The organism is Formosa sp. F44 (genome assembly GCF_056238645.1).
This window is the reverse complement of record NZ_JBWDLJ010000004.1, coordinates 187,454-200,159: the sequence shown is the minus strand read 5'-3', so window position 1 is coordinate 200,159 and position 12,706 is coordinate 187,454. Positions and strand designations below refer to the sequence as shown.

The window sequence follows — 12,706 nt, the reverse complement described above, 5'->3', positions numbered from 1 at the left end:
CCTGAATCTAAGATTCAGGCTTTAAATATATAATTAGTGTATGCTGTAAATTATACAGACAATAGCTTACTTGAAGGCTTAAATTTCGTTAAGTTGATACCTTCTACAGCTTCTTGGTATTCTGCTAAATTAGGTGTTCTACCTAAAATTGTAGATAATACCACAACTGGAGTTGAAGATAATAAAGACTCTCCTTTTTTCTCTCCAGAATCCTTAACCACACGTCCTTGGAATAAACGCGTTGATGTTGCCATTACTGTATCTCCTGGTTCTGCCTTTTCTTGGTTACCCATACAAAGGTTACACCCTGGACGCTCTAAATATAGCATGTTTTCGTATCCTGTACGCGCTACTGCTTTTGGATCGTTATCGTCGAATTCGAAACCAGAATATTTTTGTAATACTTCCCAGTCTCCTTCTGCTTTTAACTCGTCTACAATATTGTAAGTTGGAGGTGCTACTACTAGAGGAGCTTTAAACTCTACTTTACCTTTTTGCTTCTCAATGTTTTTTAACATCTGAGCTAATATTTTCATATCACCTTTATGTACCATACAAGAACCAACGAATCCTAAATCTACTTGCTTAGTTCCGCCGTAGAAAGATAATGGTCTAATCACATCGTGAGTATAACGTTTAGAAACATCGTCGTTATTTACATCTGGATCGGCAATCATTGGTTCAACGATTTGATCTAAATCAATTACAACTTCTGCTTCATATTTTGCATTAGCATCTGGTCTTAACGCTGGTTTAATTCCAGTTTTAAGCTCAGTGATTCTAGTTTCTGCTTTTTCAACAAGACCTTTAAGAACTTGACCTGCATTGTCCATTCCCTTATCAATCATGATTTGGATACGACCTTTTGCAATCTCTAAAGATTCAATTAAAGTATCGTCTTCAGAAATACAGATAGACGCCTTAGCCTTCATTTCTGCAGTCCAATCTGTAAATGTAAAAGCTTGATCGGCAGTTAATGTTCCAATATGAACCTCGATGATTCGTCCTTGGAATACGTTTTCACCACCAAATTGCTTTAACATTTGTTGTTGCGTTGCGTGTACCACATCACGGAAATCCATATACGATTTCATTTCACCTTTAAAGGTTACTTTAACCGACTGTGGAATTGGCATAGAAGCCTCACCTGTAGCTAATGCTAAAGCCACGGTTCCTGAATCTGCTCCGAAAGCCACACCTTTAGACATACGTGTATGAGAATCTCCACCAATAATAATGTCCCAATCTCCTACTGTAATATCGTTAAGTACTTTATGAATAACATCTGTCATTGGGAAATATTTCCCTTTAGGATCACGACCAGTAATTAAACCAAAGTCGTTCATAAAGCGCATTAATCTTGGGATGTTCGCTTTAGATTTATTATCCCATACAGACGCTGTATGACATCCTGATTGGTAAGCTCCATCTACAATTGGAGAAATTACTGTCGCAGCCATCATTTCTAATTCTTGAGAAGTCATTAAACCTGTAGTATCTTGAGACCCTACAATATTAACTTCTACACGAACGTCTGAACCTGCATGTAATACTTTCCCTGGCGTTGTTCCTACGGCATTTTTGTTGAATATTTTTTCAACAGCTGTAAGTCCTTGTCCTTCAATAGAAATTTCTTTTGATGGTGCATATACTGGCACAACATCTACCCCTAATATTTTAGAAGCAACGGTTTGTAATTTCTTACCGAATACCACAGCGTAAGATCCACCTGCTTTCATAAACTCCATTTTTTGTGGTGTAAATGCTGCAGAAATATCTTTTAATACGGTATCGCCGTTATATAATTTTTTCTCTTTTGTATTAATAGTAAGTACCGTTCCTGTTGCAACAGAATACTCTTCTTTTAAGATAGGTTCTCCTTCTTCGTCACGAATCGTGTTTCCGTCTGCATCTTTTTGTTGCACCCAGTTTTTAAGATCTAAACCAATACCTCCTGTTACACCAACTGTAGTTAAGAAAATTGGTGAAATTCCGTTTGTTCCAGCAATTACTGGTGCAATATTAATAAATGGTACATACGGGCTAGCTTTAATACCAGTCCATAATGCCACGTTGTTTACACCAGACATTCTAGAAGACCCAACACCCATTGTTCCTTTTTCAGCAATTAACATCACACGTTTATCTGGATGTTGTGCTTGTAAGGCTTTTAATTCTGCTTGTTGTTCTTTATTGTGTTCGAATAAACACTGACCGTGTAATTCTCTATCTGAACGCGAGTGTGCATCACCACCTGGAGATAATAAATCTGTTGAAATATCACCAACTCCTGCGATAAATGTTACTACGTCTATTTTTTCGTCTATTTCTGGAAGTTTAGTAAAAAATTCTGCTTTCGCATAACTTTCTAATAAGTCTTTAGCTACCGCATTTCCGTCTTTGTATGCTTTTTCTAAACGTGCAGTATCCGCATCGTAAAGAAATACTTGTGTTTTTAAAACTTCGGCCGCTTCTTTCGCTAAGGTAGCATCAGAACCTAAAGCTAAATCTAATAATACTTCTATTGAAGGTCCACCCTTCATGTGAGATAATTGTTCTAAAGCAAAAGCAGGAGTAATTTCTTTAACTACAGAATCACCAAGGATAATTTCTTTTAAAAACTTAGCTTTTACAATAGCAGCCGCAGTTGTTCCAGGCAACACATTATAGATAAAAAAGTTAAGAGAATCTTCTCTATACTCGTTATCTAGATCTTTAATCTGTGCAATGATTTCACTTAATAATTCAGCACCATCAATTGGCTTTGGATGAAGCCCCTGACCTTTACGATCTTCTATCTCCTTAATGTAATCTTTATAGGTAGTCATAAACAATAATTTATTTGTCAATATTTAGATTCGTGTACGTTTATTCTATAGCAATAGCTGTTACAAGTGTTTAAAATTTTGATATTAAAAACAACTTAATAACAAGCGGTGCGCAAACGATATAATAATTTCAATCTGAAAGCACTTTTATCACGTCTAAAATCAATATACACCAAACGTTTGTCCGCTTTTTTTTAAAACTTTGCAAACATAAAAAATTTAATGCAAAGTTTTGAAAAGAAAGACTCTAATACAATCATATATGATATTAATTTGTTATAGTATCATCAGATTTTAACATAATCACTTTTATATTCAATAATTATTACTAAATCTGATTTTTTGCTAAAAGTTTATTAGGAATTTAATTTTTTATTGCGAATATCTTACTTTATAACCAATCTAAATAACAGTTCCATAATTCTCGTTTCCGACAACACAATTTTGGATGAAATAGACGGTAAAATTAGTAAGTTTTGGAACAATTTAAGGGCATTTAAAACAGACTTTTAATTATATTTTCTTCTGAAATACCTTCAGCTTCTGCCTTGTAGTTTCTAATAATTCGGTGTCTAAGAATACCGAAGGCTACAGCCTGAACATCTTCTATATCTGGAGAGAATTTCCCGCGTACTACGGCATGTGTTTTCGCTGCTAAAATTAAGTTTTGAGAAGCTCGAGGTCCAGCACCCCAGTCTAGGTAGTTTTTAACTAAATCTGGTGCCGCATCTGAATTTGGTCGCGTTTTACCAACCATAGTGACGGCATACTCTATAACATTATCTGCAACAGGTACACGTCGGATTAACTTTTGAAAGTCGACAATTTCATTCGCATTAAACAACGGGTTTACCGTTATAACTCTATCTGAAGTGGTTGCTTTTACAACATCTACTTCTTCTTGAAAAGTAGGATAATCTAAATAAATAGCAAACATAAACCGGTCTAATTGCGCTTCTGGCAAAGGATAGGTTCCCTCTTGTTCTATTGGGTTTTGTGTTGCTAAAACAAAATACGGAAGATTCAATTTATAATGTTGTCCCGAAACAGTGACCGAACGCTCTTGCATAGCTTCTAACAAGGCTGCTTGCGTTTTTGGAGGTGTTCTGTTTATTTCGTCTGCTAGAATAATATTAGAAAATATAGGTCCTTTAATAAATTTAAAGTTTCTGCTTTCGTCTAAGATTTCACTTCCAAGAATATCACTAGGCATTAAATCTGGAGTAAACTGTATACGTTTAAAATCTAAACCTAAAGCCTGAGAAATGGTATTTACCATTAAAGTTTTGGCCAATCCAGGTACACCAATTAATAAGGCGTGACCACCAGAAAAAATAGAAATTAAAATTTGCTCGACCACCTGATCTTGACCAATTATGATCTTAGAGATTTCGGTTTTTAAAGCACTAAATTTTTTAACAAATTTTTCTACAGAAGCAACGTCAGACATTCCTTATTTTTTTAACCAGTTACTCGCAAATTCGCAATCTCTATAATCGCCACTTATTTTAATATAGGTGTCGGAAATCGTTTCTTTTTGCCATTTTTCAATTGCTCTTAAACGTTTTTCATCTAAAGCAATTTCTTTAATCTTAAGGTAATCTTGCGCATAATTTGCAACATGCTCGTCTACACGATCTGAAACCATAAGTAACTTGAATTTTATTTTTCCAGTACGGTCTTGATCTTTTAAGACTAAACTAATTTCTTCGTCTTTTAAATTTTGGATTTGCCCGTATAACTCGGTATCCATTTTAGTTAACTCAAAATTATAATCTTGCGTCTGACCATTAATTAATTGTCCGCCGTCGTATTTCGTCTCCTTTTCATCACTATACTTCTTCGCTGCTTCTGCAAAGGTGATTTCTCCACTTACAAGTTCTTCTCTAACTTTATCTATTTTCTCTTTAGCCTTTTTTATTTCTTCATCAGACACTTTTGGCATTAATAAAACGTGACGTACGTCGTATTCTTGACCTCTAATTTTTTCTAAATAAATAATATGATAACCATATTCGGTAGGAAACGGATCTGAAATTTCACCTTCTTTTAATGAAAAAGCAACTTGTCTAAACTCTTTTACCATTTTAGGTTGCTTACGGTTTAATGTATATAAACCACCATTTGCTACAGAGGCTTTATCGTCTGTATATAACACCACTTTAGATCTAAAACTCGCACCATTCTCGATCACATCGGCTTTCATTTCTTTTAAACGATCTATTACTTTTTGCTTTTCTTCTTCGGTAACTTCTGGCTCTACAACAATTTGTGCCACACGTAATTCTGTACCAAATGTAGGACGTTCGTCTTCTGGAATACCATTAAAAAAGTCACGTACTTCTTCTGGTGTAATTTCTATATCCGCTACAATTTTTTGTTGCATTTCTTGAGCTAACTTCTGGTTTTTGTTAATCTCAAACATTTCGTCTCTAAAACTCTTTTCGTCTTCCTTATTATACAATTTTAATAAGGCATCCATAGAACCATTTGTTTGCTGTAAAAACTGTTGGATTTGTTGATCCACAAAGGAATAAATTTCCATATCATTCACGACAATACTATCCTGAATAGCTTGGTGAGAATATAATTTATCTTCAAGAAGTTTTCCAAACAATTCACATTCGGTAAAATCGTCTGTATTTACACCTTGAGCTTTTAATTGCAATACGGTATTATCTACATCCGATTCAAGAACAATATAATCTCCAATTACAGCAGCAACGCCATCAATTTTTCGCGCTCCTGGAGACACTACAGAATCTATAGCCCTTATAGTTTCCTCCACATCTTTGGTTTCGGCAACTTCTTTAACTTCGACAACTTCGTCTGGAATAATTTCTTGTGCAAACACTCCATTTACACAAAGAATAAAGCTTAAAAAGAAAGCTTGTTTTAGGTTAATTATAAATTTCAAATTGTTTGTTCTTAATTGCATCTTTTGTAATATCTTTTTCTAAATCTCGAATGAGCTCTAATTTTCTTTTATTAATCACGATTTGATCGATAGTGGGTTTAACGTACTCCAATGGGGCTGTGCTACCTCGCAATAAAACATCGTTAATATGCATCAAATATACTCCTAATGAATCTTTGAGTTGTATAAAATTAGATTTTTTTAACAGTTGCTCTTTGTTTTCGGCAGAAACCACTGGAATCTTGCTTAAAACCTGACTTACTTTTATCCAAATCGAGTCGTTTAAAGCATAAGATTTAAACTGAATTGAAATTGAATCTAGTTCTCTTTTATCTTCGGAATTGAATCGTTTAAACTTGGATTGAATGTCTTTAAAATCCAATCTGTTGTCGTTTACATTAATGTAGCGAAATTTGATTAAGTCTTCGTTTAACTTAAAGGCTTCTATATTCGCATTATAATAGCGTTCGGCTTCACTAATAGAAACCGAGGTATCAATACTGCGCTGTACTAAAGCTTCTAAATATGCCTTGGAATATAAATCTTTTTGATACTGATTAACTAAACGTTTAAAGTTGTCTAATTTGGTCTCGTTTAAGTTCCGTTTAGCACCATCTACCAACAACTCTTGAGTTGCCCATCGGGTAATAAAATTCTGAACAAAAACGGTACTATCCTCCTTAGATGTGCCATCGAAAACCAATCCTTCAATATCTTCTTGATACAAGAAAGAGTCGTTAACACGAGCGACTGGAATGCGCGTATCTTCGGTTTTAAAAAGCTGACAAGACGTCAAACTTAGTAATACGAATACTATTATAATTCTTATCTTCAATTATTGATTGTTAATGTCGTTTCTTATCTTGGTTAGCACGCTTTCGTCCACTGTAACGGTATATTTTGCGTGTAATTCTTGCATCCAAAGATCCTCTTTTTCGGTTTGAAAATCGTTAATCACACTACCTTTAGCTTCTTCGAAAGATTTTAAAGTTTTTGGAAGCACCTGTTTAACTTTGGCTACAATATAACCATCATTAAATTCGTAAATACTAGAGACTCCAGTTTTATATTCAAAATTCTCTGGAAGACTTTGGTGATTTTTCTCTAAAATTCCTGTTGTAAAAATAACATGAATTTCGTCGTTTACATTAAATTTAGCTTTAATATCTTCTAAAGGTACATCCTTTTTTAATAGTCTAGCTGTTTTTTTAATGACCTTTCTATCTACAGAAGCCCCCACTATGGCGTCTACACGCATGTTCCAGCTGTAATTTTCTTTATGCGTTTCGTAATATTCCTGCACAGCAACTGTATCGGTATTCCCAGCATTCCAGATTTCCGTTTCCATTAAATCGAAGAGTAATAAACCATCTCTATACTCGCCAACAATATTGGCAAATTCTGAGTTTTCGTTTTCCAAATTGGCTTCCTGATAGGATTTTAATTCTTTCTCTAAAAACGTATTATAATTTATTTCGACTATTTTTTCGAAAGATACTTTATCTGAAAACAGATTTTGACGTTTTACCATGTAATCGCCAAAGTCTTTATACGTATACACGTGCTCGCCTAACTTAAATAACTCGTTTTCTGCTTTAAACTTAGAAGGCAATTCCCAAGTGTTAGTATAGTATGTTTTATTTAAAATCTTAACAAAATAAGGTATTGCAGGCTGTTCTTCGGCTATATTATACGCCTTTTTTAATTTTTGAATACGACTCTCGTCTATGCGTTCCGACCTACTATCTTTCTTCACTTTATCTTCTAACTCCTCCTTAATTTCGGAAAAAGGAGGGACTGGTTTTTTCTCTAATAATTTAACAATATGCCATCCAAAATCGGTTTTAAACGGTTTTGAGTATTGATCGACTAATACCAAATTAAACGCTTCTGTTTCAAATTCGCTAGAAGATATTTGTCCCATAGAAAATGGTGCTAATTCCCCTCCTTGATTGGCCGAATTTTTATCTTCTGAGAACTGCTTGGCTAAACTTTCAAAACTTTCGCCTTGGGTTAGTTTCTTGTAAATTTCGTTAATCCGTACTTCTGGTTGAGAAATGGTATCGCCTTTAGCGTTTTTGACAATCATAATATGCGCCACTTTTACGGTACCTCGCGACGGACGTTTATCTAAAACCTGAACCACGTGATATCCAAAACGTGTTCTAAATGGTTGCGACACATCGCCTACTTGAGTGTTGTAAGCCGCATTCTCAAAACTATACACCATTTTAAAAGCTGAGAAATATCCTAGATCTTCGGCAAAGATTTCTTTACCATCGTGAACATCTTTCTGCACTTTATCGAACCCCTCGCCTATTAAGCGATTTCTTAGCTTTACGATTTCCATATACGCCGCTAATGTATCTTTTGGCGCCGCATTGGCATCGACCTTTACAAGAATATGTCTGGCTTTAACGTCTGTTTTTAATCGAGTATATGCTTCTTCGACTAATTCTTCCGTTACTGCATTATCGACTAAATAGTTTTGTGCAAGCTGATTTCTATAGGATAATAATTCCTTTTTATAAGCAGGTTTTTCGTCTAACTTTAACGCTTTGGCCTCGGCAAGTTTTAACTTATAATTAATGAATAATTGCAGATAAGCATCTACATCCTTCTGAGATTCGTCTTTAACTAAGTCTAAGTTCTTATTATAAACTCTTAAAAATTCAGAAGCATATACTGGAGAGTCATCTACCGAAAAAAGTATATCGTCTGAAGTTATTTGTGCCGTACCTACAACTGAAACGGTAAGCAATAGCAACATAAAAACGGATTTCAATTTCATTATTAAAAATTTAATGTGAGCAAAAGTAATAATATAAAGCCACAATACAAGTTGCTTTAACAAACGGTATTAAGATAACTTTAGTATTTTAAAGTCACCTATACGTTAAAGATTGTTATAACATCGCTTTCGCTTTCTTATTGCTTTACTAAATATTTTCGTCTTAAAAATACGCGCTCTTAAAATTTAAACATAAAACAACATACAATAATAGCATGAGCAACTTGAATCTGAAAATGGAATGTGTACTTTTGATGAAATTTTAACACATGCGACAATTAAAACTAATTTGGGATTTTCGTGGACCTCAGGCTTTAAAAACAGCCGAACATCATGAGGTGCACTTGAAGGAATATATTAAAAACGAAAACTTAGATATTTCGATTACTGGTTTTGCTGCAATTACCGATATGCACGCCATTGCATATTTGGTTGTAGACGAGTTAGACATGAAACCGATACGGGATGCTTTAAAGCCACATCGTGGCCAAGTCTACCTATCAGAATCATAAAAAATGGGATATAAATTTATTTTATTTTCATACTTAAACTTTACGCTTTATAATTACATTTGCTACTCGATATTTTAAGTGCCCATATACTATGTTAAACGATAGACGAACAACAAATTTCCTCCTACTTATTATAGTAATACCTTTAGTATTCTATTTACTAAATATACTATCCTTTATTTTTGTGCCTCTTATTTTTTCCATGTTTATTGCGTTACTTTTTTTACCAATAATGCGATGGTTAACAAAGCGAAATTTACCTAGAACGGTAAGCATTATTGTTATTATACTTATTATCCTTGTCTTTTTTAAATTACTAGGGTATTTGGTGCATTTATCGAGTAGGGAAATCTTATCCACTAGCGATGCATTTCTTATTAAGGCCGAAGAAAAAATAAAACTTTTAATATCGAGTTTAGAAAACTTCTTTGGGACAGATTTACTAAAAGATAACATTAGTATATCTAAACAATTATTTGACAAAGAAACCCTTGTTAGTAATTTTGGTCCGACACTAAATTTCCTGCGGTCGACCATTACTATGATGTTAATGACTGCTTTTTTTGTGGTTCTATGGCTAGCAGAATCGATTAACGTTCACAACGTATTAAATCGTACTATTTTAAAACAAAAACATACGTCGATAAAAACCTTCTTGAAAATTGAAAAGGATTTAATACAATTTATAAAAGTAAAAGTATTTGTAAGTTTAATGACTGGTATTTTTACCGGTTTAGCGTGCTTCGCTTTTGATGTTAGCTTTCCTATATTTTGGGGATTATTTGCTTTTATCATCAACTTTATTCAAATGGTAGGCTCTTTTGTAACCGTAATATTCTTATCTATTTTCGCGTTTGTAGAAATAGAAGTCACGAGTACTTTAGTATTCTTTATTATGTGTATTACAGGAACTCAAGTGTTGTTTGGAACTATTTTAGAACCTGTATTTATGGGAAAATCATTCTCTATTAATATTATAACCGTTTTAGTAATGCTAATGCTTTGGGGCTTTATTTGGGGTATTCCTGGATTAATTATGGCTATTCCAATTACAGTATTTGTGAAAATAATTTTAGAACAGTTTCCTAGCACCAAGCTTATTGCTGGCCTGCTATCTAAGGGCTAGCTAAAATTTAGCATTAGACAGCACCAATAGAGTTGAAAGGAGCTCAATCTTTTGACACTGCTAGCGTCTCCTTGTATTTACTCAAAAAATCCTTGGCCGTATATGGCATATCAAATACCTAAAACACCGCATTTAGCTATCTCTTTAGCCTTGGATTGCACTAATCATACTTCTTATTTACAAGTGTACTCATAAAAAAACTCCAATTAAAACTAAAGCAGTTTCAATTGGAGTTTATATATTAAAGTAAGAATCACGTCTTACATAATCTATCTTGAATAATTTGGAGATTCTTTTGTAATGGTTACATCATGTGGGTGACTTTCGTTAATTCCACTCGCTGTAATTTTCACAAAACGACCTGTTTCTTTTAAGGTTTCAATATCTTTAGAACCACAGTACCCCATACCAGCGCGTAAACCTCCTACAAACTGATGAATACTTTCAAACAATTCACCTTTATAATCTACACGACCAACAATACCTTCTGGTACTAATTTTTTAATATCGTCTTCTACATCTTGGAAATAACGGTCTTTACTACCTTCTTTCATGGCTTCTACAGAACCCATGCCTCGGTAAGACTTAAACTTTCTTCCTTCGAAAATAATAGTTTCTCCAGGAGATTCTTTCGTACCTGCCAATAAAGAACCTAACATTACCGTATCTGCTCCAGCTGCAATAGCTTTAGGAATATCTCCCGTATAACGAATACCTCCATCTGCAATTACAGGAACACCAGAACCTTTTATGGCTGCAGCTACTTCTAATACTGCAGAAAACTGAGGGAATCCAACTCCTGCAACCACACGTGTAGTACAAATTGAACCTGGACCTATTCCTACTTTTACTGCATCTGCTCCTGCTTCTACTAAATATTTAGCCGCCGCTGCTGTAGCAATATTTCCAACAACAACATCTAAATCAGGGAATTTTGCTTTCACTTCTTTTAGCACATTTACCACACCTTTAGTATGACCGTGCGCCGTGTCTATAATAATAGCATCGACACCAGCTTTATATAATGCTTCGGCACGCTCTACAGCATCTCCGGTTACTCCAATTGCTGCAGCAACACGTAAACGTCCGTAAGTATCTTTATTCGCGTTTGGTTTTTGTGTAAGTTTTGTAATATCTCTAAATGTAATTAATCCGATTAAGTTATAATCTGCATCTACTACAGGTAGTTTTTCAATTTTCTTTTCTTGTAAAATAACTTCAGCATCTTTTAAAGACGTTCCTTCTGCCGCTGTTACAAGATTTTTAGACGTCATAATTTCAACAATCGGGCGATTGTTTTTATGTTCGAAACGTAAATCTCTGTTGGTTACGATACCTTTTAATTTACCGTCTTCATCTACAATCGGAATTCCTCCAATGCTATGTTCCTTCATGCTATTTTTAGCATCAATAACTTTAGCCGTTAAAGGTAACGTCACAGGATCGATAATCATTCCGCTTTCTGCACGCTTAACTTTACGTACTTCCTGAGCTTGCTGTGTAATCGTCATGTTTTTATGCAACACACCAATACCACCTTCTCTAGCCATAGCAATAGCCATAGCACTTTCTGTAACAGTATCCATTGCTGCAGAAATTATGGGTACATTAATTGTAATGTTTCGTGTAAATTTTGTCTGAATGTTTACCTCTCTTGGTAAAATTTCGGAAAATGCAGGAACTAATAAGACGTCGTCGTAGGTTAGTCCTTCTCCTAGAATTTTGTTTTCGTGTGCTGTCATGTTGCAATTAAGATGTAATTGCGTGCAAATATACGTTTTTTAATAGTAAGTTTTAATTGAAATCGCCTATTTTTAATCTAAAGATTTACAATAAGGCAAAAGCACATTTACAGCATAGAGATATCTGTCCTCTGCATTTTTTAAATCACCTGTAAATTCCAATTCGTTTGGCACAAACACCCCATAAATCCCGTTTCCTTTAGAAATTTCAGAAATCTGTTCTAAACTTTTCGCATCCATAATGCTGTAAACAGACTCTACCCATTCATATTGTTCACGATGAAGCATTTCTAAATCCCAAGTTTCGGCAGCTTCACCTTTAAGAACCTCATCGGCTCCCAAAACATTTTTTAAATATGGTAATGCGTTTTTAAAAACAACTTCACTCCCAATATTGGTATAATAAATAGTAGATTTTTTCACAAAATACTTATAAGGAAAAACGCCTATTTTGCTTAATTTATCAGAAATGAATCCGGCCATTATTATCCAATGTATTTCATTCCCTTTTTGTTTAAGTTCTTGCTCAATCCATCGATAAAATCCCAATCGCTGTCCAACACTTGTATAGGCTTCGGAATTTAAATGAGACAAATTATAAGCATTTGCGTTTTGCCAAGTAATCGAATTCTGTTTTCTATCCTTCGTTAACCATTCTCCCAAAATTAAGCTATCTCGTTTGGTTTCCTTTTGATAGGCTTTTAAATTTTTCCATTCTTTAGCAAACATAACCTGGCAACTTAAACATAATAAGACGAAGTAAAATGATTTCATAGTTTCAAATTTACAG

9 protein-coding genes are annotated in these 12,706 nt (G+C 34.3%); 2 read left to right on the top strand and 7 right to left on the bottom strand.

The window, feature by feature from the left end; translation table 11 throughout:
* Positions 1-50: 50 nt before the first annotated feature.
* From AC0UBM_RS13635 to AC0UBM_RS13615, 5 genes are all read right to left on the bottom strand, one after another.
* Positions 51-2,828, bottom strand: a complete 2,778-nt coding sequence (locus AC0UBM_RS13635) for a bifunctional aconitate hydratase 2/2-methylisocitrate dehydratase (RefSeq protein ID WP_414037183.1) — start codon at positions 2,826-2,828, stop codon at positions 51-53.
* Between the two features lie 496 nt (positions 2,829-3,324).
* A complete protein-coding gene (locus AC0UBM_RS13630) occupies positions 3,325-4,278 on the bottom strand; it encodes an AAA family ATPase (RefSeq protein WP_414037184.1) in 954 nt (317 codons plus the stop codon).
* Positions 4,279-4,281: 3 nt separating this feature from the next.
* The gene (locus AC0UBM_RS13625) at positions 4,282-5,766 is read right to left on the bottom strand and encodes a peptidylprolyl isomerase (RefSeq protein ID WP_475688963.1); all 1,485 of its coding nucleotides are present in this window, start codon (positions 5,764-5,766) and stop codon (positions 4,282-4,284) included.
* Positions 5,729-6,580 carry a peptidyl-prolyl cis-trans isomerase gene (locus AC0UBM_RS13620; protein WP_414037186.1) on the bottom strand — a complete coding sequence of 284 codons (852 nt, stop codon included), beginning with the start codon at positions 6,578-6,580 and terminating at the stop codon, positions 5,729-5,731. The genes AC0UBM_RS13625 and AC0UBM_RS13620 overlap by 38 nt, the downstream gene beginning before the upstream one ends.
* Complete coding sequence (locus AC0UBM_RS13615; protein WP_475688962.1) at positions 6,581-8,536, bottom strand: peptidylprolyl isomerase; 1,956 nt, start codon at positions 8,534-8,536, stop codon at positions 6,581-6,583.
* 269 nt (positions 8,537-8,805) lie between these two features.
* Here AC0UBM_RS13615 and AC0UBM_RS13610 point away from each other — a divergent pair, with 269 nt between their 5' ends.
* A complete protein-coding gene (locus AC0UBM_RS13610) occupies positions 8,806-9,048 on the top strand; it encodes a hypothetical protein (RefSeq protein ID WP_475688961.1) in 243 nt (80 codons plus the stop codon).
* 91 nt (positions 9,049-9,139) lie between these two features.
* Positions 9,140-10,174, top strand: a complete 1,035-nt coding sequence (locus AC0UBM_RS13605) for an AI-2E family transporter (protein WP_475688960.1) — start codon at positions 9,140-9,142, stop codon at positions 10,172-10,174.
* 269 nt (positions 10,175-10,443) lie between these two features.
* Here AC0UBM_RS13605 and guaB read toward each other — a convergent pair whose 3' ends face one another.
* Both guaB and AC0UBM_RS13595 read right to left on the bottom strand, forming a co-directional pair.
* Entirely contained in the window at positions 10,444-11,916 is a 1,473-nt protein-coding gene (gene guaB / locus AC0UBM_RS13600; protein ID WP_414037190.1) for an IMP dehydrogenase, read from the bottom strand.
* A 72-nt stretch (positions 11,917-11,988) separates the two neighbouring features.
* Positions 11,989-12,690: an Insecticidal toxin complex protein gene (locus AC0UBM_RS13595; protein ID WP_475688959.1), complete on the bottom strand. Its 702-nt coding sequence runs from the start codon at positions 12,688-12,690 to the stop codon at positions 11,989-11,991.
* Between the last annotated feature and the right edge of the window lie 16 nt (positions 12,691-12,706).

Bases quoted from the DNA above. Each gene is read 5' to 3' on its own strand.
- AC0UBM_RS13635 (WP_414037183.1), bottom strand. From the start codon at position 2,828: ATGACTACCTATAAAGATTACATTAAGGAGATAGAAGATCGTAAAGGT.
- AC0UBM_RS13630 (WP_414037184.1), bottom strand. From the start codon at position 4,278: ATGTCTGACGTTGCTTCTGTAGAAAAATTTGTTAAAAAATTTAGTGCT.
- AC0UBM_RS13625 (WP_475688963.1), bottom strand. From the start codon at position 5,766: ATGCAATTAAGAACAAACAATTTGAAATTTATAATTAACCTAAAACAA.
- AC0UBM_RS13615 (WP_475688962.1), bottom strand. From the start codon at position 8,536: ATGAAATTGAAATCCGTTTTTATGTTGCTATTGCTTACCGTTTCAGTT.
- AC0UBM_RS13610 (WP_475688961.1), top strand. From the start codon at position 8,806: ATGCGACAATTAAAACTAATTTGGGATTTTCGTGGACCTCAGGCTTTA.
- AC0UBM_RS13605 (WP_475688960.1), top strand. From the start codon at position 9,140: ATGTTAAACGATAGACGAACAACAAATTTCCTCCTACTTATTATAGTA.
- guaB (WP_414037190.1), bottom strand. From the start codon at position 11,916: ATGACAGCACACGAAAACAAAATTCTAGGAGAAGGACTAACCTACGAC.
- AC0UBM_RS13595 (WP_475688959.1), bottom strand. From the start codon at position 12,690: ATGAAATCATTTTACTTCGTCTTATTATGTTTAAGTTGCCAGGTTATG.